Source organism: Aeromicrobium endophyticum, from assembly GCF_003586285.1.
GTDB lineage: Bacteria > Actinomycetota > Actinomycetes > Propionibacteriales > Nocardioidaceae > Aeromicrobium > Aeromicrobium endophyticum.
Window position 1 is genome coordinate 544768 of record NZ_QUBR01000001.1, and the last position, 22559, is coordinate 567326.

Here is a 22559-nt window from a genome sequence, read left to right on the forward strand (position 1 = left end):
CCGCCAGGATCTCGACCCGCAGGACCTCGCTCATAGGAGAAGCACATGACCAGCAGCGGAACACCGGTCGTCCCCGGCATCGGCACCGGACCTGTCGTCGTGACGTCCGAGCGCGTCGAGGCCCCCGCCGACGAGGTGCACGTCGACCACGACACGACCGTCGCCGCTGTCGCCGCCGCGAGCGAGGTCGTCGCCGACCGGCTGACGGCGCGAGCGGCCCACGCGTCCGGTGCGGCCGCCGAGGTCCTGCAGGCCACCGCGGCGATGGCACGCGACCGCGGCCTCGCGACCTTCGTCGCCAAGCACGCGGACGCCTCGGGGCCCGCGACCGCCATGACCGCTGCCGTGGCCGAGCTGGCCACCATGTTCGAGGCTGCGGGCGGTCTCATGGCCGAGCGCGTCACCGACCTGCTCGACGTCCGCGACCGTGTCGTCGCCGAGGTGCTGGGGCTGCCCGAGCCCGGCGTGCCGAGCCCCGACGTGCCGTCGGTGCTGTTCGCCGACGACCTGGCCCCCGCCGACACCGCCGGTCTCGACGCCGAGCGCATCACCGCGATCGCGATCCGGCTCGGCGGCGCCACGAGCCACACCGCGATCATCGCGCGGCAGCTGGGCATCCCGTGCGTCGTCGGCGTCCGCGACCTGCCCCTCGACGGATCCGCCGGCACCGCGCTGGTCGACGGGACGACCGGGGAGGTGCTGATCGACCCGGACGCCGCCGACGCCGAGCGCCGTGCCGCCGAGGACGCCGAGCGCCGTGCCGCGTCCGCCGCGTGGACCGGGCCGGGCGCGACGCGCGACGGCCACGCCGTGCAGGTGCTCGCCAACGTCCAGGACGCGGCGGGAGCCGTCCGCGCCGCTGCCGAGCCCGTCGAGGGCTTCGGGCTGTACCGCACCGAGCTGAGCTTCCTCGACCGGTCGTCCGAGCCCACCGTCGACGAGCAGGCCGAGATCTACCGCGCCGTGCTCGACGCGGCAGGCCCGCACAAGGTCGTCGTCCGCACCCTCGACGCCGGCTCCGACAAGCCGCTGGCGTTCGCCGACATGGGCAGCGAGCCCAATCCGGCCCTGGGCGTGCGCGGGCTCCGCATCGCGATCGAGCGTCCCGAGCTGCTCGACCACCAGCTCGACGCGATCGCGGCAGCCGCCGCACAGTCGTCCGCCGACGTGTGGGTCATGGCGCCGATGGTGGCCGTCGTCTCCGAAGCCGTCGACGTCGCCGCGCGCATCCGTCAGCGCGGGCTCACGGCCGGCGTCATGATCGAGACGCCGTCGGCGGCGCTGCACGCCGACCGCCTGCTGCAGCACGTCGACTTCGTGTCGATCGGCACCAACGACCTCAGCCAGTACACCTTCGCGGCCGATCGCATGGCGTCCTCGCTGAGCCACCTCACCGATCCGTGGCAGCCGGCCCTACTGACGCTCGTGGCGTCCGTCGCCGCCGCGGGCGAGCGGGCCGGCAAGCCGGTCGGCGTGTGCGGCGAGGCCGCCGCCGACCCGCTGCTGGCGTGCGTGCTGGTGGGACTCGGCGTGACGTCCCTGTCGTGCGCGGCCAGCGCCGTCCGCAGCGTCGGGGCGATGCTCGCGACCGTCACGCTCGAGCAGTGCCGCGCTGCAGCCTCAGCGGCCCTCGACGCCGACGACCCCGCCGACGGGCGCGCCCGCGTCCGGGCGATCCTCACCTGATCCCACGGCCCGTCCGCGGTTTACCACGCCGGCAAGGCAAACACCGTCCGGGCGCGGCAAGCTTTCCCCGCCTGGACCCGGTTTACCACGCCGGCGTGGTAAACCGTAGGGGCGCTATTCGTTCCTCGTCGTCGGACTAGACCCTGCTTCCCTCCGACTCGTTCCTCGTCGTCGGACTAGATCCTGCTTCCCTCCGACTCGTTCCTCGTCGTCGGGAAGAGGATCGCGTCGCGGATGCCGATGCCCTGCAGCAGCATCACGAGGCGGTCGACGCCGAAGCCGAGGCCGCCCGCCGGGGGCATGCCGAACTCGAGGGCGCGCAGGAAGTCCTCGTCGACGTCATTGGCCTCGGGGTTGCCCGCGGCTGCCTGGCGAGCCTGCTCCTCGAGCCGCTCGCGCTGGATGACGGGGTCGTTGAGCTCGGAGTAGGCCGGCGCCAGCTCGACGCCGTTGATGATGAGGTCCCACGCCTCGACCAAGCCGGGCTTGGTGCGGTGCTTCTTGGCCAGGGGACGCACCGACTCCGGGTAGTCGCGCACGAACGTCGGCTGGATGAGGGTGTGCTCGACGAGCTTCTCGTACAGCTCGAGCACGATCTCGCCGGCGTCCCACCCGTCACGCAGGGCCACGTCGTGCCGGGCGGCGATCAAGACCAGCTCGTCGACCGGCGTGTCGATGTCGATCGTGCTCCCGACCGCCTCGCTCACCAACCCGTGGACGGTCGCGTGGCGCCACTCGGCCTCGAGGTCGATCTCGCTGCCGTCGCGTCCGGGGACGACCGTCTTGCCCACCGAGCGGGCGGCGTCGAGCACGAGCTCGCGCGTGAGGACGGCCATGGTGTCGTACGAGCCGTACGCCTCGTAGGCCTCGAGCATCAGGAACTCGACGTTGTGGGTGTTGTCGACGCCCTCGTTGCGGAACGTCTTGGCCATCTCGTAGACCTTGTCGATGCCGCCGACCAGGGCCCGCTTGAGGTGCAGCTCGAGCGCGATGCGCAGCAGGGCGGGCTCGTCGTACGCGTTGACGTGGGTGCGGAACGGCCGCGCCGCGGCACCGCCGTTGGTGTGCTGCAGCACGGGCGTCTCGACCTCGACGTAGCCGAGGCGGTCGAGGGTCGAGCGCAGCGACTGCATGACCTTGGCCTTCACGCGGACGTTGTCGCGCGCCTCGGGCCGCACGATCAGGTCGACGTAGCGCATGCGGCTGCGGGCCTCGTCCGACAGCGGCGCGTGCTCGTTGGGCAGCGGGCGCACGGTCTTGGCCGCGAGCTGCCACGACGTCGCCATGACCGACAGCTCGCCGCGCTTGCTGGTGATGACCTCGCCCGTGACGGCCAGGTGATCGCCGATGTCGACGAGGGCCTTGAACGCCGCGAGGCTCTCCTCGCCGACGCCGTCCAGCGAGATCATCGCCTGCAGCGGGGTGCCGTCGCCCTCGCGCAGGGCCACGAACACCAGCTTGCCGGTGCCGCGGACGAAGATGACCCGGCCCGCGACCGTGACGACGTCACCCGTCAGGGTGTCGGGGCCCAGCGCCTCGGCGTCGTACGTGTCGACGATCTCGCGCAGCGTGTGGGTGCGGTCGACGACGACCGGGTACGGCTCGTCGCCGCGCTCGATGACCTGCTCGCGCTTGTCGAGACGCACCCGCATCTGCTCGGGAAGGTCGTCCTCGGGGCTCTGGGTGCTCGTCGCGTCGCTCACGAGGGACAAGCCTAGTGCCGAGGACTTTTCGTCGTGTTAGCGTCCGGCGCATGACGAACTCCAGCGCTCGGGCCGCCAGCCGTCTCGCCCTCACCACCGCACTCGCCACCGCGTTCTTCGCCACCGGCACCACGGCATCCCACGCCGCCACGTCGATCGACTGCTCGACCGGCGCAGTCGCGGTCACGACGAGCAACACCACCGTCCAGCTGACCGGCGCGTGCAGCACGGTCGTGGTCGACGCCGGCAACACGACGGTCCGGCTCGACTCCGCCTCCCGCGTCACGATCAAGGGCGGCAACAACAAGGTCGTCGCGAGGAAGGTCGGCTCGGCCACGATCGGCGGCGGCAACAACGCGCTGCGCGTGTCGTCGCGCCTGTCCGTCGCCACCGTCACGGGATCCAACGCGACGGTCAAGGCAGCATCGGCGTCCCGCGTCACCGTCAAGGGCAGCAACAACGACGTCCGGTCGACGCGGCTCACGAAGGTCGTCATCAGGGGTGCCAACAACACGGTCAAGGTCAAGAAGGGCAGCACCAAGGTCTCGAACCGCGGCGCGAACAACACGATCAAGGTCAAGAAGCGCCGCTAGCCGGGGCGCGGCCGTGCGACCGGTCAGCCGTGGTTCTTCTCGTGGACGAGCCGCAGCCCGGTCAGTGTCAAGTGCGGGTCACGGGTGGTGATGGTGTCACAGTGCTCGACGACCGACTCGGGGAACGAGCCCGTGGCGATCACCGTGACGTGATCGGGATCGGCGTCGAGCGAGTCGATGATGCGCGTGACCAGGCCGTCGACCAGGCCGGCGAAGCCGAACACCAGGCCCGACTGCAGGGCTTCGACGGTGTTCTTGCCGATGACGTCGCGCGGCACCGCGAGCTCGACGCTCCGCAGCTGGGCACCACGCCGCGACAGGGCCTCGAGCGACAGCTCGACGCCCGGCGCGATCGCGCCACCGATGTAGCGGTTGTCGGCGTCGACGACGTCGAAGATCGTGGCGGTGCCGTTGAGGTCGACGACGATCGCGGGGCCGCCGTACAGCTCGGCCGCGGCGAGGGCGTTGACGATGCGGTCGGCGCCGACCTCGCGCGGGTTGTCGGTGTGGATCGGGATGCCGGTCTTGACACCGGGCCCGACGACGGACGACGGCAGGTCGGCGTAGTAGCGGTCCTGGAGCGCCCGCAGCTCGACCAGGATCGCGGGCACGGTGCAGCACATGCTGACGGCGTCGACGTCGTCGATGTCGGCGCGCGCCGTCAGGCCCGTGACCAGCACCTGCCACTCGTCGGCCGTGCGGCGCTCGTCCGACGACACCTGCCAGTGCTCGACGAGGTCGTCGTCGTCGAAGACCCCGATCGTGGTGTGGCTGTTGCTGACGTCGAGGCAGAGCAGGATCATCGTGACGCGACGAGCGGGTTGTCGATCACGTCGCCGCGCACCAGGCCCGAGCCCGGCAGCGCCTCGGCGGGGTCTGCCCCCGTGCCGATGACTCGGTTGTCCCGGTCGACGAACACGACGTGGGGCTCGAACGTCCGCGCCTCGGCGTCCTCGAGCTGCGCGTAGGCGATCAGGATCACGAGGTCGCCGGGGTGGACGAGGTGGGCGGCGGCGCCGTTGATGCCGATGACGCCCGAGCCCCGCTCCCCCGCGATCGTGTACGTCTCGAGGCGGTTGCCGTTGTCGATGTCGACGATGTGGACGAGCTCGCCGGGCAGCAGGTCGGCGGCCTCGAGCAGGTCGAGGTCGACCGTGACCGAGCCGACGTAGTGCAGGTCGGCCTGCGTGACGGTGGCGCGATGGATCTTGGACTTCATCATGGTGCGGATCATGAGGGTCTCCCTAGGGTGAGGCCGATGTTGTCGAGGAGTCGGGGCCTGCCGACCCGTGCGGCGACGAGCAGGCGCGCGTCGGCTCCGGGCACGGCCGGCCCGAGCTCGGGATCGGTCAGGACGAGGTAGTCGAGGTCGACGTCGGCCGGATCGATCACGGCGTGCGCCGCCGCCAGCACGGCGTCCGGCCCACCCGCGGCTGCGGCGACGCCGGCTCGCAGCGCGGCCGAGATCGCGGCGGCCGTCGCCCGCTCGTCGGCGCTCAGGTAGCGGTTGCGCGAGCTCATCGCCAGGCCGTCGGCCTCGCGGACCGTGGGGCACCCGACGACGTCCACGCCGAGGGCGAGCTCGCGCGCCATCTGACGGATGAGCGTCAGCTGCTGGAAGTCCTTCTCGCCGAACACCGCGACGTCGGGACGCACGAGCCCGAACAGCTTGGCGACGACGGTGAGGACGCCGCGGAAGTGCGTGGGACGGGACGCCCCCTCGAGGATCGCACCGAGCGGACCGGGGTCGACCGTCACGGTGTCGACCAGGCCCGACGGGTACATCACGGGGACGGTCGGGGCGAAGACGACGTCGACGCCGGCCTCGGCACAGCGCTCGAGGTCGGTGTCGAACGTGCGCGGGTAGTCGTCGTAGTCCTCGCCGGGCGCGAACTGCGTCGGGTTGACGAAGATCGAGGCGACGAGCGTCTCGCCCAAGGGCCTGGCGTGCTTGAGCAGCTGCACGTGGCCGTCGTGGAGGGCGCCCATGGTGGGCACGAACGAGACCGACGACGCGCCGCGGGCCGCGACGAGCTCGGCGCGCGTGCGCGCGACGATCGGGCCGGCCATGCTCAGAACCCGGCGGCGATGTGCGCCATGGTGTCCCAGTCGGCCTCGTCGAGCACCTGGCGGATGGTGCCGGCGGTGACGTGGTCGAGGCGGTCGTCGACCTCTGCACGGCGGGCCGTGGCGCGCGCGAGCTCGAGGTAGGCGTCGACCGTGGCGTCGTCGACGTCGGCCGCGGCGAGCGCGTCGACGTGGGCGCGGATCGTCGTGACGTCGCCGCGGACGACGGGACCCGTGAGCGCGGCGTCGCCGTAGGCGAGGACGTTGTCGAGTGCCGCCGTGAGCAGGGGCCGGAGCACGGCTGCGGGGTCGTCGGCGCCTGCCGCGCGCAGCAGGTCCATCGACTGCGCGACCAGCGTGACCAGGTGGTTGGCGCCGTGGGCCAGGGCCGCGTGGTAGAGCGCGCGGTCGGCCTCGGCGACCCACATCGGCACGCCGCCCAGCGCCGCCACGAGCTCTTCGGCGAGCGGCCTGTCGGCGTCGGCGGCCGTCAGGCCGAAGACCGGCGGACGGTCGAAGTCGACGGCCGTGCCGGTGAAGGTCATGGCGGGGTGGAACGCGATCGGACGAGCGCCGAGACGCGTCAGCGAGGCGAGGGCGTCGAGCCCGTGACGACCGCTGGTGTGCAGGACGTACTGGCCGGGGCGCACGGCCCCCGAGGCGGCGAGCTGCTCGGCGACGGCGATGAGGCTGTCGTCGGGCACCGCGAGCACGAGCACGTCGGCGGCGGACGCCACCTGCTCGGGCGCGAGCACCGCAACGCCTGGCAGCAGCGTGTCGGCGCGCAGGCGGGACGCCTCGGACCGTCCGCTGACGCCGACGATCGGGTAGCCCGCCGAGCGCAGACGAGCGGCGAGGACGGAACCGACCTTGCCGGCTCCGACGACGCCGATGGAGAGACGCTTCATGGTGGTTGCCCACTTTCGTGTCACAGCGTTCCAGTCCCTGACGGGTACCAGACAAATTGACCTCTTCAGCATATCCCCGACTCGTCGGATGCCCAGGGGGCCGGCCTGTGCGGTGGGTCACAGACGGAGACGTCAGCGCGGGATGGACGCCGAGGCCGTGCCGGTGCGGTCGCCGTCGTGCAGCGTGACGGTCAGCGTGCGCGGGGCCCGGCGTGCGGCGCCGCGCAGCGTGACGGTCCAGCCCGAGCGGACGTAGCGCCGCTGCGCGCCCTGCCGCGAGTTGACGACGTGCGGCTCGGCCCCGGGGGTGACGTCGACGAGGTCGCCGTCGGTCTTGACCGTCAGTGACGGATCGGCGAGCTCGACGTTCGGGAACCACGCCGCGACGTCGAGCACCAGGTCGCCACCCTGCGCCCGCACCGATCGCACGAGGGCGCGCGCGGCCGTCTGCTCGTCGGTCAGGACGTACGCGGCGGGGTCGACGGCGTCGACGCCCCACCCGGGCAGGTAGACCGTGGTGCCGGCCGGCTCGCTGCCGGACGGGTGCATCTCGGGCTGCATCCCCTCGGCCCGCACGAAGCGCCACACGGCGTCGCGGTCGCCCGCGGCGAGCAGGGTGTGCAGCACGCGGTACTGCGCGGGCACCTCGGAGACGTAGCGGTCGGCCGGGGCCGCGCGGACGATCGTGGGCACCCGCTCGACCAGGGCGTCGAGGTAGTCGTCGTCGGCGCGCTCGAGCTTGAGCAGCGAGTTGGGGATGTTGTAGCGCAGGTACTGCAGGATGCGCTCGTCGCGCGCGACGGGCAGCGGCTCGAGGATCTCGAGCACGGCGTCCATCGCGTCGTGGCGGGCGTGGACGGCCGCGGCGGTGACGTGCCCCTGCGAGATCGAGGTCTCCATGCGTCGCCAGGTGTAGGCCGGGACGCCCGTGATGTCGAGCGACCTGGCCTTCAGGAACGCCTCGGCCGCGACGCGCTGGTCGCCGGCCAGCAGCACGGTCGGGTAGACGAAGCCGTGCTCGTCCCAGAACGCCCGGCGGAAGATCTTGCCGCCGGGGATCGCGCTGACCAGCACGTCGGGACGCTCGGCGAGCGTGACCGCCTCGGCCGGACGCGCGTGCACGGCGCGGATCCACGGCGCGGGCGGACGCACGACGTCACCCTCGCGGCGCTGGTAGGGCATCACCGCGACGTCGGACCCGCTGCGGCGCAGGCCGTCCATCGCGACCTGGATGCCCGTGCGGGTGACGGTGTCGTCGGAGTCGACGTAGGTGAGGTACTCGCCGGTGGCGGCCTCGGTGCCCGTGCGCCGGGCGACGCCCACGCCACCGTTGGGCTGGCTCAGCACCGTCACCTCGGGGTGCCGCTCAGCGAAGGCGCGCACCACCGCGAGGCTGTCGTCGGTCGAGCCGTCGTCGACCACGACGATCTCGATGTTGCGGTACTGCTGGTCGAGCACCGACTGCAGCGACTCCTCGATAAGGTCGGCGGCGTTGTACACCGGGACGACGACGCTGAGCAGCGGGCTGTCGCGGTTGCGCCAACGGCGACGGGCCGCACCGAGCGCTCGTCGCGCCGTCGATCGCCGCCCCGTGTCCGTCACGCGCCGAGCATAACGAGAGGGCCGGTCCGCCTCGGGGGACGTGCCCTAGATTGGGCGCGTGGCGGCACGCGTGGTCTCGTGGCAGGCGGCGTGGGACGCCGCGCTCTACGCCGACGACGGCTTCTTCCGCACCGTCCGGCCCGCCGACCACTTCCGCACCAGCGCCCACGTCGGGACGTTCGCGCGCGCCGTGGCCGAGCTGGCGAGACGCACGGGGGCCGCGACGGTCGTCGACCTCGGTGCCGGCGGCGGCGAGCTGCTCACGGCGCTGCACGCGCTGCTGCCCGACGTCGAGCTCGTGGGGGTCGAGGTGGCCGCGCGTCCCGGCGCCCTGCCCGACGAGGTCGCATGGACTCCTGCGCTGCCCGACCGCATCGACGGCCTGCTGATCGCCAACGAGTGGCTCGACAACGTCCCGTGCCCCGTCGTCGAGCGCGATGACGACGGGGTCGACCGCGTGGTGCTGGTCGACCCTGCCACGGGCGACGAGACGCTCGGCGACGTCCACGACTCGCCGTGGATGCGTCGGTGGTGGCCGTTGGCGGCCCCCGGCGAGCGGGCCGAGGACGGCACGCCCCGCGACGCGGCGTGGGCCGATGCCGTCGCCCGGGTCGACGGCGTCGCGGTCGCGATCGACTACGGGCACGTGCTGGCCGACCGTCCTCCCTTCGGCACCCTGCGCTCGTACGCCGACGGCCGCGAGGTCGACGTGCGCCTCGACGGCAGCCGCGACGTCACGGCGGACGTGGCGGTCGACGCCGTGGCCGCGGCGGTCGACGGACGCCTCGTGCGCCAGCGCGACGCCCTGGCCGAGCTGGGGGTCGACGGACGTCGCCCGCCCCTCGACCTGGCCAGCACCGACCCGGCCGGCTACGTCCGGGCGCTCTCCGCCGCGGGCGAGGCGGCCGAGCTGACCTCGCGGGGCGGCCTGGGCGACTTCTGGTGGATCGTCACCGATCGGCGGGACGCGGCATGACGGCGATGCCCGAGGGTGCCTACGTCTCGGTGATCGGAGGCATCCGCCCCGGCGCCGGCGGGCAGACCCGCGTCCTGCTGCTGAGGCACCGGTTGTTCGCGCAGCACCTGGGCATCGACGTGCCGATCCTGACGTTCAACCCACGCTCCGACTACGACCGCGTCCGGCAGTCGCTGCACGACGACGGCCTGCTGCTGCCCGGCAGCCGGGTGCTCAACATGCACGAGGACCTGCGCACGCGCGACCTCTCGGGCGTCGCCGGCACGCCCGCGACGCCTCGTCCCGCTGCCAACCAGACGGCCGACAAGCCCGACCGCGACGGACGTCCGTGGCGGCGCACCATGACGCCGGACGACGGCGGCGAGGCGTGGCTCGAGTACGTCAGGGTCGACGGCTCGCCGTACGCACGCACCCCCGTCGACGGCGGCAGCGGCGCCGTCGAGGTGCTGCTGCCCGACGGCTCGGCCGCCGGCACCTGGCCGACGCTCGGCGGGATGTGGTGCTGGTGGACGCAGCTCGTGACGCCGTCGACGGGCCACGTGTTCGTGCTGAGCGACAGCCGGTTCGTCGCCCAGCAGCTCACCGCGATCGACGACGACCGCTTCTTCGTGCTGCACCAGATGCACAACCCCCACACCGTCGGCCGCCGCCACTGGACGTCCGAGATCAGCGCGACGTACGCCGAGTCGATGGAGCACCTCGGCCGGCTCGACGCCCTCAGCACCCTGACCGTGCGCCAGCGCGACGACGTGGCCCGCCGCTACGGCGACACCGACCACCTCGTCGTGATCCCCAATCCCGTCGAGCTGCCGCCCGTGCCCGAGCCCCGTCCCGCGCGGCCGGCCGGACGCATCGTGGTGATCGCGCGGCTGCACAGCCAGAAGCGCCTCGACCTCGCGGTCGACGCCTTCGCCGTCCTCGCACGGACGCATCCCCAGGCACGCCTCGACGTCTACGGCAGCGGTCCCGAGCGCGAGGCCCTCGAGCAGCAGGTCGCCGGCCACGGGCTCGACGACCGGGTCACGTTCCACGGTCACGTCGCCCGGGCCGCCGACGAGCTGTGGGCCGCCGACGTCGCCTGGCTCACCAGCGCGTTCGAGGGCTACTCGCTGTTCCTGCTCGAGGCTCGCGCGCGCGAGTGCCCCGTCGTGTCGTTCGACGTGCCCTACGGCCCCCGCGAGCAGATCACCGACGGCGTCGACGGGGTGCTCGTGCCGTACGGCGACGTGCAGGCGCTCGCCGCCGCCACCGCGGGCCTGCTCGACGACCCGGCCCGCCTCGACGCGATGCGGGCACCGGCACGCGCTGGCGCCGCGGCCCACGGGCACGAGCGCTTCCTCGACGACTGGGCCGACGTCGTCCGTGGCGCGATCGAGCGCAAGCCGCACCGCACCCGCATCGACGACGTCGTGCTGCACGACGTCCGGCTCGGGCTCCCGTCGCGCCGCGACGGGCTCACGCTGTACGCCCGGCTGGACGTCACCGGCCGTCTCGACCCCGCCTCGACGCACCTGTGCTGGCAGGCCTGGACCGACCAGATGGCCGATCCCCTCGAGCTGCCGGCCGATGTCACGCAGCGCGGCGACACCTGGACGATCACGGGGCAGGCCGACGCCGCCGCACTCGCGACCCTCACGACCCAGGACCGTCCGGTCACGCTGCGGCTGCTGCTGGTGAGCCGCAACTCCGCCTGGCGGCACGAGCTGTTCAGCGGCAGCCTGAGCCCCGACGGCCCGCTCAAGCGCCTCCTCCGACGTGGAAGACTGAGGGCATGACGCGTCTGCTGATCCGTTCCGGCAAGGACCCGTTCACCCCCGTCGTCGCCGAGTCGACGCTGACGCAGGACGTCTTCAACAGCAACAGCGGCAACTACCTCTTCCAGCACTCGATGTGGAAGACGCTGTCGGTCGACGGCGCCGAGCTCGTCACCAACTCGACGCTGTCGGAGCGCGTGCCCCCCGAGCCGGGCGACGCCGCGCGCATCAACGACGAGTTCGACCACTTCGTCATCCCCATGGCCAATGCGTTCCGCCGCGAGTTCGAGCCGCGCCTGGCGCGCCTGGCCGAGCTGCTCGAGGGCGTCACGATCCCCGTCACGGTCACCGGCATCGGCGCGCAGGCGCCCCACGGCCACGGCATCGAGGCGCTCGAGCCCGTCAACGACACCGTCAAGAAGTTCGTCGGCCTGGTGCTCGACCGCTCGGCGTCCATCGGCGTGCGCGGCGAGTTCACGCGGTCGTACCTGCTGAGCCTCGGCTTCCCCGACGACGCGATCGACGTCATCGGGTGCCCGTCGCTGTTCCTGCACGGCCGCGACTTCCGGGTCGACAAGCGCGTCGACGCCCTCACGTCCGACAGCCCCCTCGCGCTCAACCTGACGCCCGAGGTGCCGGGCATCGGCGCCTTCGCGACGACGCAGGCCGAGCGCCACCCGAACCTGACCTACATCGGGCAGGACGCCCACGACCTGCGCATGCTGCTGTGGGGCGTCCCGTTCCCGCACGTCCACGACCCGCTCGTGCCGGTGCACCTCGAGCACCCGCTCTACCAGCAGGACCGCATCCGGCTGTTCCTCGACACGTGGCCCTGGTACGACTTCATGGCGACGCAGCACTTCGCCTACGGCACCCGGTTCCACGGCAACGTCGCGGCGCTGCTGGGTGGCACGCCGGCCCACCTGCTGGCCCACGACTCGCGCACCCTCGAGCTCGCCGAGTACCACCGCATGCCGTTCACGACGATGCCGTCGTTCGAGGCCGACCTCAGCGCGGCCGAGCTGTACGAGGCCACCGACATGGCCGAGTTCAACGCCGAGCTGCCCCGCGGGTTCGACCGGTTCACGGCCTTCCTCGACCGCAACGGGCTCGAGCACATCCACACCGATGGCAACGGCACCGGCACGTTCGACGCCGACCTCGCCGCCGCCACGTTCCCGCCGCCCGTGCAGCCGCTGATCGCCGGCGACGGCCACGAGATCGCGTCGCGCCTGCAGTGGTTGCGCGACGGCATGGTGCTCGACATCACCCGCCACCCCCAGGCCTACCAGCAGCCGTGGGAGCACCCGACGTGGAGCGGAGCCGGCAGCCGGCACGCCCGCCTGCACGCCAAGGTGCAGGCCCAGGCCGGCGAGATCGAGACGCTCTACGCCCGCCTCGAGCTCGTCGAGCGCGGGTCGCCGTACATCGCGATGCGGCGCATCGGCCGCTGGTTCAAGCGGATGCTCCGCCGGTCATGACCGAGGTCACCGCGAGCATCGGTGGCGGCGGCGGTCCGGGGTCGGGCTTCGACACGACCGACATGGTGCTCAACATCGGGCCCCAGCACCCCGCCACCCACGGCGTCCTGCGCCTGCGCCTGACGCTCGACGGCGAGCGCGTCAAGGCCTGCGAGCCGATCGTCGGCTACATGCACCGCGGCGTCGAGAAGCTCTTCGAGGTGCGCGACTACCGCCAGATCATCGTGCTGGCCAACCGCCACGACTGGCTCAGCGCGTTCTCGTCCGAGCTGGGCGTCGCGCTGGCCGTCGAGGACATGCTCGGCATGGAGGTGCCCGAACGGGCCACCTGGATCCGTACGCTGCTGGCCGAGCTCAACCGGGTGCTCAACCACCTGATGTTCCTCGGCTCGTACCCCCTCGAGCTCGGGGCGATCACGCCGATCTTCTACGCCTTCCGCGAGCGCGAGACCATCCAGGAGGTCATGGAGGAGGTCTCGGGCGGGCGCATGCACTACATGTTCAACCGCGTCGGCGGCCTCAAGGAGGACGTCCCGGCCGGGTGGACCGGACGCACGGCAGCAGCGATCGCGACCGTCCGCGCACGGCTCGGCGAGCTCGAGGACCTCATCCTCGGCAACGAGATCTTCCGCGCCCGCACCGTCGGCATCGGCGTGCTGTCGCCCGAGCTGGTGCACGCCTACGGCGTCTCGGGGCCGATCGCGCGGGCGTCGGGCCTCGACATGGACCTGCGCCGCGACGAGCCCTACCTGGCCTACGGCGACCTGCAGGACGTCCTGCGCGTGCCGGTGCGCACCGAGGGCGACTGCCACGCGCGGTTCGCGGTGCTGCTCGAGCAGACCAAGGTGTCGCTCGACCTGGCCGACGCCTGCCTGGCGCGGCTCGCCGAGCTCGAGCCGGGGCCCGTCAACGTCCGGCTGCCCAAGATCCTGAAGGCGCCCGAGGGCTCGACCTACGTCTGGACCGAGAACCCGCTGGGCCTCAACGGCTACTACCTGGTGTCGCGCGGCGAGAAGACGCCGTGGCGCCTCAAGCTGCGCACCGCGTCGTTCAACAACGTCGCCGTGCTGCCCGAGATCGTGTCGGGCACGGTCGTCGCCGATCTCGTCGCGATCCTCGGCTCGATGTTCTTCGTCGTCGGCGACATCGACAAGTAGCCGCCGAGCCGCGGGCTAGGGTCGAGCCATGGCTGACGAACGCATCCCCACGCCCGTCGACGAGCTGGCCGAGGAGTGGCTCGAGACGATGCTCGAGCTCTCCCCCGAGCTGCACGTGCAGCTCGGACGGTCCGGACGCGAGTCCGACTACACCGACCTCTCCCCCGACGGCGTCGCCGCCCAGGCCGACGCCGCCCGCGCGATGCTGGCCCGGGTGCGCGCCGCCCGCCCCGACGACCAGACCGACGTGGTCACGCAGGCCGAGATGGTGCGCACCCTCGAGCTCGAGCTCGAGCAGATCGAGGCGGGGTTCTGGCAGCGCGACCTCAACGTCATCGCCTCGCCCGCGCAGGGCCTGCGCGACGTCTTCGACCTCATGGAGACGTCGTCGGTCGAGGACTGGGAGCACGTCGCGCGCCGCCTGCACCACCTGCCCGCCGCGATGAGTGGCTACGTCGACTCGCTGCGCATCGGCATCGCCGCGGGCAACGCGCCCGCGATCCGTCAGGTGCGCGAGGTCGCCGCGCAGGCCCGCAAGCAGGCCGGCACCGACAGCTTCTTCGCCCAGCTGGCCGCACGAGCCGACGTCCCCGCCTCGCTGCAGGCCGACCTCGACGACGGCGCACGGGCGTCCTCCGAGGCCTACGGGCGCCTCGTGCGGTTCCTCGAGGACGACCTGGCGCCTCACGCGCCCGAGGCCGACGCGGTCGGGCGCGAGCACTACGCCCTGGCGTCGCGAGCGTTCGTGGGCGCCGAGATCGACCTCGACGAGACCTACGAGTGGGGCATCGCCGAGCTCGACCGCATGGTGGCCGAGCAGGAGCAGATCGCCGACCAGATCCTGCCGGGGGCCGGTGTCGCCGAGGCCATCGCGCACCTCGACGGCGACCCCTCGAGCAAGCTGCACGGCACCGACGCGCTGCAGGCGTGGATGCAGCAGACCAGCGACCGCGCGATCGTCGAGCTCGGCCGCACGCACTTCGACATCCCCGAGCCCATGCGCCGGCTCGAGTGCATGATCGCGCCCACGCAGGAGGGCGGCATCTACTACACCGCGCCCAGCGAGGACTTCGAGCGTGCGGGTCGCATGTGGTGGAGCGTGCCCGAGGGCATCACCGAGTTTGACACCTGGCGCGAGCTGACGACGGTCTACCACGAGGGCGTCCCCGGCCACCACCTCCAGCTGGGGCTCGCCACGTACAACAGCGCCCAGCTCAACGGCTGGCGACGACTCAACTGGAACTCCGGACATGGTGAGGGATGGGCGCTCTACGCCGAGCGCCTGATGGCCGACCTCGGCTACCTCGACGACCCGGCCGACCGGCTCGGGATGCTCGACGGGCAGCGCATGCGGGCGGCCCGCGTCGTGCTCGACATCGGCGTGCACCTGCGCAAGCCCAAGCCCGACGGCAGCGGCACCTGGACGGGCGAGGACGCCTTCGGCTTCATGGCGCAGCACGTCAACATGAACGACTCGTTCGTGCGCTTCGAGGTCAACCGCTACCTCGGCTGGGCGGGCCAGGCGCCGTCGTACAAGGTGGGTCAGCGCATGTGGGAGCAGCTGCGCGACGACTGGGTCGCGGTCCACGCGGGCCGGCCCGGTGGGGCGGACCTCAAGGAGTTCCACCGCCAGGCCCTCTCCGTCGGGAGCATCGGCCTCGGAACCCTCCGCACGACCCTCCTCCCCTGAGGCTGACACGTCAGGCGGGGGTGGGATCCGCTCGGTCGTCGTCGTCATCGTCGGGCAGCCGGCAGGCCCGCTCGAGCAGCAGCGCGGCGACCAGCAGCAGCAGGCTCGCGGCGGCAGCGGCCAGCCCGCGCACGAAGCGCTCGCGCCCGAGGGTCGCGTCGAGCGCGTCGTAGAAGGCCAGCGCGTAGCCGCCGTAGAAGCCTCCGACGAGTGCCCCCACGATCGCGCACGCCTTGGCCAGCGACAGCATCCGGATGCCGTGGTCGACCGGCATGCGCTCGTGACGGCGATGCAGCGTCTGCCACGTGCTGTAGGCGAACATCCCCACCACCACCGCACCCGCCAGGAGCACCAGCGGCGCCACCCACCCCAGCCGGGGCGGGTTGCCGTCGAGCCGCACGATCAGCGGCGGTGTCAGCCTGCCGCTGACGATCCCGACAGCGAGCAGGACGACGACCGACAACGCCGACGTCGGTTTGGCGGTCACAGGATGATCTCGAGGTCCTCACGCTTGACGATGCCGCTGGTGTCGATGTCACCGATCAGGTCGGCGACGAAGCCCTTGCCCGGGATCTCGCCCTCGGGGTCGATCTCGAGCCACGGGACGAGCACGAAGCCGCGCTCGTGCGCGCGGGGGTGGGGCAGCACCAGCTGCTCGTCCTCGGCGACGCGGTTGCCGACGACGATGACGTCGACGTCGAGCGTGCGGGGGGCTCCGGGCTCGGAACGCTCACGGCCGAAGGCGTCCTCGATCGCGAGTGCGCGGTCGAGCAGCGTGTGCACCGTCAGGGTGGTGTCGATCAGCACGACGGCGTTGAGGAACTTGCCCGAGCTCTCGGGTCCGCCGACCGGCTCGGTCTCGTAGACCGACGAGATCGCGACGACGGTGACCTCGGGAGTGTCTTCCAGCGCGGAGACACCGCCCTGCAGCTTGTCGATGCGATCGCCCAAGTTCGATCCGATCGCCAGGACGGCCTGCCGGATCGGACGCATGCCGCCCGTCATCGTGTCGGCGTCGAGCACGTACGGGGTGGGCGCTTCGGTCACTGTCTGCTCCGCTCTATCGTGACGGCGACGTCGTGGAACGTCACCGCGATGGGCGCTTCGGGCTTGTGCACCGTCACGCTAGCCCATCGGACCTGGTCTTCGGCCAGGCACAAGTCCACCATACGGAGCGCGACCGTCTCGATGAGGTCGACGGGATCGCTCACGATGGCATCGTGGATCTGCTGCGCCAGGACGCCGTAGTGCACGGTCTTGGTCAGATCGTGCTCGCGCGCCGCCGGGCCGAGGTCGAGACCCAGGCTCACGTCGACGACGAATGTTTGCCCGTTCTTCTTCTCGTCGTCGAACACCCCGTGGTGCCCGTGCGCCGAGATGCCGATCAGGTCGATGCGGTCGAGGCCGTCGGGGATGGCCATTCAGTCGTCCTCCAGCATCATCTCGGCGATCGGCGAGGCGTGGCGGGACCAGAACTTCCAGGATCCCCCGGCCTTGACCAGGATACTCGTGCACACGGCGCGGCCTCCCGAGAAGCCCTCCGCTGCGGCGTCGAGGCCCTCGCCCGAGAGGATGTTCTCGGTGCAGACGACGACGGCCGTGTCGGGACCGTCGGCGCCGCGGGGCAGCGTCACGACGTCGACGTCGGTGAGGAAGAACTGGATGTAGCCGACGTTGGCCATCAGCACGGTCCACGACCGCAGCACCTGGGAGGTGCCCCGCAGAGGCACCGAGCCGGGGTGCACGCAGGAGGTGCCGGGGTCGTCGACCCACAGCGAGGCCATCAGGTCGACGTCGCCGGACTCGACCGCGTCGTAGAACAGGCGATGGGTGGTCAGCGGATCGGTCATCGCTGCTCCCGGTGCAGCCGAGCCACGACCCGCACGGCGTCGGCGGACGAGCGGGCGTCGTGCACCCGGACGCACCAGGCGCCGGCCGTGGCGGCCAGGGTGGTGACCGCGGCGGTGGCGTCGTCGCGCTGGCCGGCGGGGCGGGGTCCGTCGTCGCCGGCGAGCAGCTCGCCGAGGAAGCCCTTGCGGCTGGCAGCCACCAGCAGCGGGTAGCCCAGGTCGACGAAGGCGTCGAGGTGGGCCAGCACGGTCCAGTTCTGCTCGCCGGTCTTGGAGAACCCCAGGCCGGGGTCGACGATGATGCGGTCGGCGGCGACACCAGCGGCCAGGGCCGCCTCGACCTGCACCCCGAGCTCGGCACGGATGTCGGCGACCAGGTCGTCGTAGTGGGTGTGCCTCTGCATCGAGGCCGAGTGCTCGCGCCAGTGCATCAGCACGATCGGTGAGCCCGTCTCGGCCGCCAGGGCCATCATCTCGGGATCGGCGCGGCCGCCCGAGACGTCGTTGACGATCGACGCCCCGGCCTCGAGCGCCCGCCGGGCCGTCGCGGCCCGCATCGTGTCGACCGAGACGACGACTCCCTCGGCGGCGAGGCCCTCGATGACCGGGAGGACGCGGCGGGCCTCCTCGTCGGCGTCGATGCGCAGCGCGCCGGGACGGGTCGACTCGCCGCCGACATCGACCAGGTCGGCGCCGTCGGAGGCCAGCGCGACCCCGTGCCGGACGGCCGTGGCGGCATCGAGCCACTGACCGCCGTCGGAGAACGAGTCGGGCGTGACGTTGACGACGCCCATGACGAGGCACCGGTCGGGCGCCCCGTCGGACAGCCGTGCCAGGTCGAGCACCGCCGACCTAGCGGGCCGTGATGAGGCCCATGGCCTCGGCTCGCGTGGCAGGGTCGCGCAGCTGTCCTCGCACGGCGCTGGTGATGGTCTTGGCGCCGCCCTTGCGGACGCCCCTCATGGCCATGCAGAGGTGCTCGGCCTCGAGCACCACGATCACGCCCTTGGGCTTGAGGACCTCGACGAGCGACTCGGCGATCTGGGTCGTGAGCCGCTCCTGCACCTGCGGCCGACGGGCGTAGACGTCGACCAGGCGGGCCAGCTTGGACAAGCCGGTGACCCGTCCGCCCTCGGCCGGGATGTAACCCACGTGCGCGACGCCGAAGAAGGGCACGAGGTGGTGCTCGCACATCGACCACAGCTCGATGTCCTTGACCAGGACGAGCTCTTCGTGACCGACCGCGAACTCGATGTTGAGCACGTCGGCGGCCGACTGGTCGAGGCCCGCGAGCAGCTCGTCGTACGACTTGGCCACCCGCATGGGCGTGTCCTTCAGACCGTCGCGGTCGGGGTCCTCGCCCACCGCGATCAGCAGCTCGCGGATCGCCGCCTCGGCCCGGGGCCGATCGACCGTCATGCCTGCCCGGGGCCCGCGGGCGGGCCCGCGTCGACTCCGGCGTCGGGGCCGACGACGATCGGCGTGCTCTTGTCGTTCTCACCGCTGTACGACCGGCCGCGGATCGTGTCGACGGGCGGACGCGTGTCGGGAACGCGCGTCTCGGACCCGGTCCACGCCGGACGGACGGCGCGACGTCGCAACGGCTCGAAGATCGCGGCGACCTGGGCCTTGTCGAGGGTCTCCTTCTCGAGCAGCTCGGTGACCAGGGCGTCGAGCACGTCGCGGTTCTCGTTGAGGATGTCGAAGGCCTCTTGGTGCGCGAAGGTGATGAGCTTGTTGATCTCGTCGTCGACGATCGCGGCCACGTTCTCGGAGTAGTTGCGCGCGTGCCCGATGTCGCGGCCCAGGAACGGCTGGCTCTCGTTCTCGCCGAGGCGGACGGCGCCGAGGCGCTCGGTCATGCCGTACTGCGTGACCATCGCCCGGGCCAGGTTGGTGGCCTTCTCGATGTCGTTGCCGGCGCCCGTGGTGGGGTCGTGGAAGACGAGCTCCTCGGCCGCGCGGCCGCCCAGCATGTAGGCGAGCTTGTCGAGCAGCTCGGCGCGGGTCTGGGAGTACTTGTCCTCGTCGGGCAGCACCATCGTGTAGCCGAGCGCGCGGCCGCGGGGCAGGATCGTGATCTTGTGCACCGGGTCGCTCTGCGGCAGCGCCGCAGCCACCAGGGCGTGCCCGCCCTCGTGGTAGGCCGTGATGCGCCGCTCGTTCTCGTTCATCAGGCGGGTGCGCTTCTGCGGGCCCGAGATGACGCGGTCGATGGCCTCGTCGAGCGCCACGGCGTCGATCGTCTTGGCACCGTTGCGGGCCGTGAGCAGCGCGGCCTCGTTGAGGACGTTGGCCAGGTCGGCGCCCGAGAAGCCCGGGGTGCGGCGACCGATCGCCTCGAGGTCGACGCCCGGCGCGATCGGCTTGCCCCGGGAGTGGACCTTGAGGATCTGCGTGCGGCCGGCCAGGTCGGGGGCCTCGACGCCGATCTGGCGGTCGAAGCGGCCCGGACGCAGCAGGGCGGGGTCGAGCACGTCGGGACGGTTGGTCGCCGCGATCAGGATGACCCCGCCGCGCACGTCGAAGCCGTCCATCTCGACGAGCAGCTGGTTGAGCGTCTGCTCGCGCTCGTCGTGGCCGCCGCCCATGCCGGTGCCGCGGTGACGTCCGACCGCGTCGATCTCGTCGATGAAGACGATGGCCGGAGCGTTCTCCTTGGCCTGCTCGAACAGGTCGCGGACGCGGCTGGCGCCCACGCCCACGAACATCTCGACGAAGTCGGAGCCGGAGATCGAGTAGAACGGGACGCCGGCCTCGCCGGCGACCGCGCGGGCCAGCAGCGTCTTGCCGGTGCCGGGAGGGCCGTACAGCAGGACGCCCTTGGGGATCTTGGCCCCGACGGCCTGGAACTTGGCGGGCTCCTGCAGGAACTCCTTGATCTCGCCGAGCTCCTCGATCGCCTCGTCGCAGCCCGCGACGTCGGCGAACGTGGTCTTGGGCGTGTCCTTGCTCATCAGCTTCGCCTTGGACTTGGCGAACTTCATGACGCCCGCGCCGCCGCCCTGGCTGCGGCTGAGGAAGTAGATGAGCAGGCCGAAGATCAGCAGGATCGGCAGGAACGAGATCAGGAACGAGCCGATGAACGACTGCTTCGGCACGCTGACGTCGAACGTCTTGAGCTTCTTGTCGGCCACGGCGGTCTCGGCCTGCTGCACGAGGCGAGCGCCCTGGTCGCCGAGGTATTCGGCCTTGACCTTGGTGCCGTTGTCGAGCGTGGCCTGGATCTGCTGGTCGCCGTCGACGAACTTGACGTCCTTGACCTTGCCCGTCTCGAGGTACGTCACCATCGTGGCGGTCTTGATCTGCTTGTAGCCGTCGGCCGAGGAGGAGACCGAGACGATCGTGATCACGACGATCGTGATGAGCACGATCCAGACCCACGGGCCCTTGAGAAGGCGTTTGAAGTTCATGTAGCGGCGTGGATCGGGTCCACTCCTCCTCGGGTGCTGGTCGGTAGTCGAACGGTACACGGGGCACCGTTCTTCAGTTGAACGCGCGGGTCGTCCGCCATCGTTCCCGAGAACAGTTCGCCAGGAGCGAACTCAGGCCTACAAGTAGACGTGCGGCGAGAGGGTGCCGATGCAGCGCAGGTTGCGGTAGCGCTCGTTGAAGTCGAGGCCGTAGCCGACGACGAAGGCGTTGGGGATGTCGAATCCGACGTACCTGACCTCGACGTCCATCTGCAGCGCGTCGGGCTTGCGCAGCAGCGTCGCGATCTCGACCGAGGCGGGGCCGCGCGAGCGCAGGTTGGTGATGAGCCACGACAGCGTGAGGCCCGTGTCGATGATGTCCTCGACGATCAGCACGTGACGGCCGTTGAGGTCGGTGTCGAGATCCTTGAGGATGCGCACGACGCCGGACGACTGCGTGCCCGACCCGTACGACGACACGGCCATCCAGTCCATCTCGACGTGCCGCTCGAGGCTGCGGGCGAGATCGGCCATGACCATCACGGCGCCCTTCAGCACGCCGACGAGCAGCAGGTCCTTGCCCTCGTAGTCGGCTTCGATCTGCCGGGCCAGCTCTTGCAGCCTGGTCGTGATCTGCTCCTCGGTGTAGAGGGTCTGGTCGAGCTCGAGGTCACCTTCGACATGGTTCTGGTCCACGGGTTCAGCCTCCCACAGGGGTGGCTGCGAACATCAGGGAAGTCCCACCTGACGTCCTGACACGGGTCACGCTCACCCGTCCGGGAAGCTCGATGCGCTGCTGGCCGTGCCAGTCGGTCACGAGACGGTCGAGCTCGGCCAGGTGGCTCGCCGCGAGCTCGGCGGCGCTGGCACCGGCGGCCAGGGCGAGCCGTCGCAGCACCCGCGACCTCAGCGCGGGCGGCAGCGCGGCGAGCGTCGGCACGTCGGACGGGTCGGAGACCTCGGCGGCCAGCTGGTCGAGCAGCGTCCCGTCGGCACGCACCTGGTCGGCGGTGCGCGCCAGTGCCTCGGCGACCCCGCCGCCCAGGACGTCCTCGAGCATCGGCATGACCTCGGCGCGCAGCCGTGAGCGGCGGAACGCGGGATCGCTGTTGTGGGGGTCGGTCCACCACGCCAGGCCCGAGGCCCGGCAGATGCGCTCGGTGTCGGCCCGCCGCACGGTCAGCAGCGGGCGGCGCCAGAGCCCGTCGCGAGGCGCCATGCCGCTGATCGAGCGGGGGCCCGAGCCGCGCCCCAGCCCGAGCAGCACCGTCTCGGCCTGGTCGTCGAGGGTGTGGGCCAGCAGCACCGCGTCGGCTCCCGTCGAGGCGAGCACCGACAGGCGGGCGTCGCGGGCGGCTGCCTCGGGCCCGCCGGCTCGCCCCACGTCGACGCGCTCGACCACCGCCGGGACGCCCAGCGACCGCACCTGCCGGACGGCGACATCAGCGACGTCGGCCGAGCCGTGCTGCAGGCCGTGGTCGACCACGACGGCCGACAGGTCGTACCCGTCTCGCCGGGCCACGAAGGCCGTGACCGCGGCGAGCGCGAGCGAGTCGGCGCCGCCCGAGACACCCACGACGACCCGCGCCCCCGCCGACAGGTCGTCGAGAGCCGCCCGCACCAGGTTGCGTCCGGTCGCCACCGCAGGGTCGAGCGCGCCGCCCATCTCGTCAGCCCCG

The 22559-nt window shown here is 71.8% G+C and carries 22 protein-coding genes; 7 read left to right on the forward strand and 15 right to left on the reverse strand.

Annotated features, from left to right (window positions below; genetic code table 11):
* The first annotated feature begins 45 nt into the window (after positions 1-45).
* The gene (gene ptsP / locus DX116_RS02760) at positions 46-1686 is read left to right on the forward strand and encodes a phosphoenolpyruvate--protein phosphotransferase (RefSeq protein ID WP_119702668.1); all 1641 of its coding nucleotides are present in this window, start codon (positions 46-48) and stop codon (positions 1684-1686) included.
* Positions 1687-1862: 176 nt separating this feature from the next.
* Here ptsP and lysS read toward each other — a convergent pair whose 3' ends face one another.
* The gene (gene lysS, locus DX116_RS02765) at positions 1863-3338 is read right to left on the reverse strand and encodes a lysine--tRNA ligase (RefSeq protein ID WP_119704091.1); all 1476 of its coding nucleotides are present in this window, start codon (positions 3336-3338) and stop codon (positions 1863-1865) included.
* Positions 3339-3439: 101 nt separating this feature from the next.
* On the opposite strand from lysS, the gene DX116_RS02770 reads away from it, so the two are divergent.
* On the forward strand, positions 3440-3982 hold the full coding sequence (locus DX116_RS02770; protein ID WP_119702669.1) for a DUF3060 domain-containing protein: 543 nt from the start codon (positions 3440-3442) through the stop codon (positions 3980-3982).
* Between the two features lie 23 nt (positions 3983-4005).
* On the opposite strand, the gene DX116_RS02775 is transcribed toward DX116_RS02770, so the two are convergent.
* The 5 genes from DX116_RS02775 to DX116_RS02795 are packed head-to-tail and all read right to left on the reverse strand — an operon-like array spanning position 4006 to position 8559.
* The gene (locus DX116_RS02775; protein ID WP_199715904.1) at positions 4006-4785 is read right to left on the reverse strand and encodes a type III pantothenate kinase; all 780 of its coding nucleotides are present in this window, start codon (positions 4783-4785) and stop codon (positions 4006-4008) included.
* Positions 4782-5216, reverse strand: coding sequence for an aspartate 1-decarboxylase (gene panD, locus DX116_RS02780; RefSeq protein WP_119702670.1), 435 nt, complete (start codon positions 5214-5216; stop codon positions 4782-4784). The genes DX116_RS02775 and panD overlap by 4 nt, the downstream gene beginning before the upstream one ends.
* A complete protein-coding gene (gene panC / locus DX116_RS02785; protein ID WP_119702671.1) occupies positions 5213-6052 on the reverse strand; it encodes a pantoate--beta-alanine ligase in 840 nt (279 codons plus the stop codon). The genes panD and panC overlap by 4 nt, the downstream gene beginning before the upstream one ends.
* Before the next feature lie 2 nt (positions 6053-6054).
* On the reverse strand, positions 6055-7029 hold the full coding sequence (locus DX116_RS02790) for a Rossmann-like and DUF2520 domain-containing protein (protein ID WP_119702672.1): 975 nt from the start codon (positions 7027-7029) through the stop codon (positions 6055-6057).
* A gap of 60 nt (positions 7030-7089) precedes the next feature.
* A complete protein-coding gene (locus DX116_RS02795) occupies positions 7090-8559 on the reverse strand; it encodes a glycosyltransferase family 2 protein (protein WP_119702673.1) in 1470 nt (489 codons plus the stop codon).
* A 58-nt stretch (positions 8560-8617) separates the two neighbouring features.
* On the opposite strand from DX116_RS02795, the gene DX116_RS02800 reads away from it, so the two are divergent.
* Genes DX116_RS02800 through DX116_RS02820 form a run of 5 tightly spaced genes read left to right on the forward strand, consistent with a single transcriptional unit; the run spans position 8618 to position 15617 of the window.
* Positions 8618-9535 (forward strand): SAM-dependent methyltransferase, encoded by a 918-nt coding sequence (locus DX116_RS02800; protein ID WP_119702674.1) that lies wholly within the window; start codon positions 8618-8620, stop codon positions 9533-9535.
* Positions 9532-11310, forward strand: coding sequence for a glycosyltransferase (locus tag DX116_RS02805; RefSeq protein ID WP_119702675.1), 1779 nt, complete (start codon positions 9532-9534; stop codon positions 11308-11310). Before DX116_RS02800 ends, DX116_RS02805 begins: the two co-directional genes overlap by 4 nt.
* Positions 11307-12770 (forward strand): polysaccharide pyruvyl transferase family protein, encoded by a 1464-nt coding sequence (locus DX116_RS02810; RefSeq protein ID WP_119702676.1) that lies wholly within the window; start codon positions 11307-11309, stop codon positions 12768-12770. The genes DX116_RS02805 and DX116_RS02810 overlap by 4 nt, the downstream gene beginning before the upstream one ends.
* A complete protein-coding gene (locus DX116_RS02815; RefSeq protein ID WP_119702677.1) occupies positions 12767-13927 on the forward strand; it encodes an NADH-quinone oxidoreductase subunit D in 1161 nt (386 codons plus the stop codon). The genes DX116_RS02810 and DX116_RS02815 overlap by 4 nt, the downstream gene beginning before the upstream one ends.
* A 28-nt stretch (positions 13928-13955) precedes the next feature.
* Complete coding sequence (locus tag DX116_RS02820; RefSeq protein WP_119702678.1) at positions 13956-15617, forward strand: DUF885 domain-containing protein; 1662 nt, start codon at positions 13956-13958, stop codon at positions 15615-15617.
* A 10-nt stretch (positions 15618-15627) separates the two neighbouring features.
* Here the strand turns inward: DX116_RS02820 and DX116_RS02825 are convergent, their stop codons facing one another.
* The 9 genes from DX116_RS02825 to tilS all read right to left on the reverse strand — a co-directional run bounded on the left by DX116_RS02825 (position 15628) and on the right by tilS (position 22546).
* A complete protein-coding gene (locus DX116_RS02825) occupies positions 15628-16104 on the reverse strand; it encodes a DUF3180 domain-containing protein (RefSeq protein ID WP_119702679.1) in 477 nt (158 codons plus the stop codon).
* Entirely contained in the window at positions 16101-16664 is a 564-nt protein-coding gene (gene folK, locus DX116_RS02830) for a 2-amino-4-hydroxy-6-hydroxymethyldihydropteridine diphosphokinase (RefSeq protein ID WP_119702680.1), read from the reverse strand. The genes DX116_RS02825 and folK overlap by 4 nt, the downstream gene beginning before the upstream one ends.
* Complete coding sequence (gene folB, locus DX116_RS02835) at positions 16661-17038, reverse strand: dihydroneopterin aldolase (protein WP_119702681.1); 378 nt, start codon at positions 17036-17038, stop codon at positions 16661-16663. Before folB ends, folK begins: the two co-directional genes overlap by 4 nt.
* The gene (locus DX116_RS02840) at positions 17039-17467 is read right to left on the reverse strand and encodes a nuclear transport factor 2 family protein (protein WP_119702682.1); all 429 of its coding nucleotides are present in this window, start codon (positions 17465-17467) and stop codon (positions 17039-17041) included.
* Positions 17464-18312 (reverse strand): dihydropteroate synthase, encoded by an 849-nt coding sequence (gene folP / locus DX116_RS02845; protein ID WP_325048597.1) that lies wholly within the window; start codon positions 18310-18312, stop codon positions 17464-17466. The genes DX116_RS02840 and folP overlap by 4 nt, the downstream gene beginning before the upstream one ends.
* Before the next feature lie 7 nt (positions 18313-18319).
* Positions 18320-18886 (reverse strand): GTP cyclohydrolase I FolE, encoded by a 567-nt coding sequence (gene folE / locus DX116_RS02850; protein WP_119702683.1) that lies wholly within the window; start codon positions 18884-18886, stop codon positions 18320-18322.
* Positions 18883-20880: an ATP-dependent zinc metalloprotease FtsH gene (gene ftsH, locus DX116_RS02855; protein WP_119702684.1), complete on the reverse strand. Its 1998-nt coding sequence runs from the start codon at positions 20878-20880 to the stop codon at positions 18883-18885. The genes folE and ftsH overlap by 4 nt, the downstream gene beginning before the upstream one ends.
* A gap of 138 nt (positions 20881-21018) precedes the next feature.
* A complete protein-coding gene (hpt, locus tag DX116_RS02860) occupies positions 21019-21576 on the reverse strand; it encodes a hypoxanthine phosphoribosyltransferase (protein WP_119702685.1) in 558 nt (185 codons plus the stop codon).
* A 4-nt stretch (positions 21577-21580) separates the two neighbouring features.
* Positions 21581-22546, reverse strand: coding sequence for a tRNA lysidine(34) synthetase TilS (tilS, locus tag DX116_RS02865; protein WP_119702686.1), 966 nt, complete (start codon positions 22544-22546; stop codon positions 21581-21583).
* Positions 22547-22559 lie beyond the last annotated feature (13 nt).

Bases quoted from the DNA above. Each gene is read 5' to 3' on its own strand.
- folB (WP_119702681.1), bottom strand. From the start codon at position 17,038: ATGGCCATCCCCGACGGCCTCGACCGCATCGACCTGATCGGCATCTCG.
- ftsH (WP_119702684.1), bottom strand. From the start codon at position 20,880: ATGAACTTCAAACGCCTTCTCAAGGGCCCGTGGGTCTGGATCGTGCTC.
- panD (WP_119702670.1), bottom strand. From the start codon at position 5,216: ATGATCCGCACCATGATGAAGTCCAAGATCCATCGCGCCACCGTCACG.
- DX116_RS02820 (WP_119702678.1), top strand. From the start codon at position 13,956: ATGGCTGACGAACGCATCCCCACGCCCGTCGACGAGCTGGCCGAGGAG.
- ptsP (WP_119702668.1), top strand. From the start codon at position 46: ATGACCAGCAGCGGAACACCGGTCGTCCCCGGCATCGGCACCGGACCT.
- folE (WP_119702683.1), bottom strand. From the start codon at position 18,886: ATGACGGTCGATCGGCCCCGGGCCGAGGCGGCGATCCGCGAGCTGCTG.
- DX116_RS02770 (WP_119702669.1), top strand. From the start codon at position 3,440: ATGACGAACTCCAGCGCTCGGGCCGCCAGCCGTCTCGCCCTCACCACC.
- DX116_RS02805 (WP_119702675.1), top strand. From the start codon at position 9,532: ATGACGGCGATGCCCGAGGGTGCCTACGTCTCGGTGATCGGAGGCATC.
- DX116_RS02815 (WP_119702677.1), top strand. From the start codon at position 12,767: ATGACCGAGGTCACCGCGAGCATCGGTGGCGGCGGCGGTCCGGGGTCG.
- DX116_RS02840 (WP_119702682.1), bottom strand. From the start codon at position 17,467: ATGACCGATCCGCTGACCACCCATCGCCTGTTCTACGACGCGGTCGAG.
- panC (WP_119702671.1), bottom strand. From the start codon at position 6,052: ATGGCCGGCCCGATCGTCGCGCGCACGCGCGCCGAGCTCGTCGCGGCC.
- DX116_RS02775 (WP_199715904.1), bottom strand. From the start codon at position 4,785: ATGATCCTGCTCTGCCTCGACGTCAGCAACAGCCACACCACGATCGGG.
- DX116_RS02790 (WP_119702672.1), bottom strand. From the start codon at position 7,029: ATGCTGAAGAGGTCAATTTGTCTGGTACCCGTCAGGGACTGGAACGCT.
- tilS (WP_119702686.1), bottom strand. From the start codon at position 22,546: ATGGGCGGCGCGCTCGACCCTGCGGTGGCGACCGGACGCAACCTGGTG.
- lysS (WP_119704091.1), bottom strand. From the start codon at position 3,338: ATGCGGGTGCGTCTCGACAAGCGCGAGCAGGTCATCGAGCGCGGCGAC.
- DX116_RS02810 (WP_119702676.1), top strand. From the start codon at position 11,307: ATGACGCGTCTGCTGATCCGTTCCGGCAAGGACCCGTTCACCCCCGTC.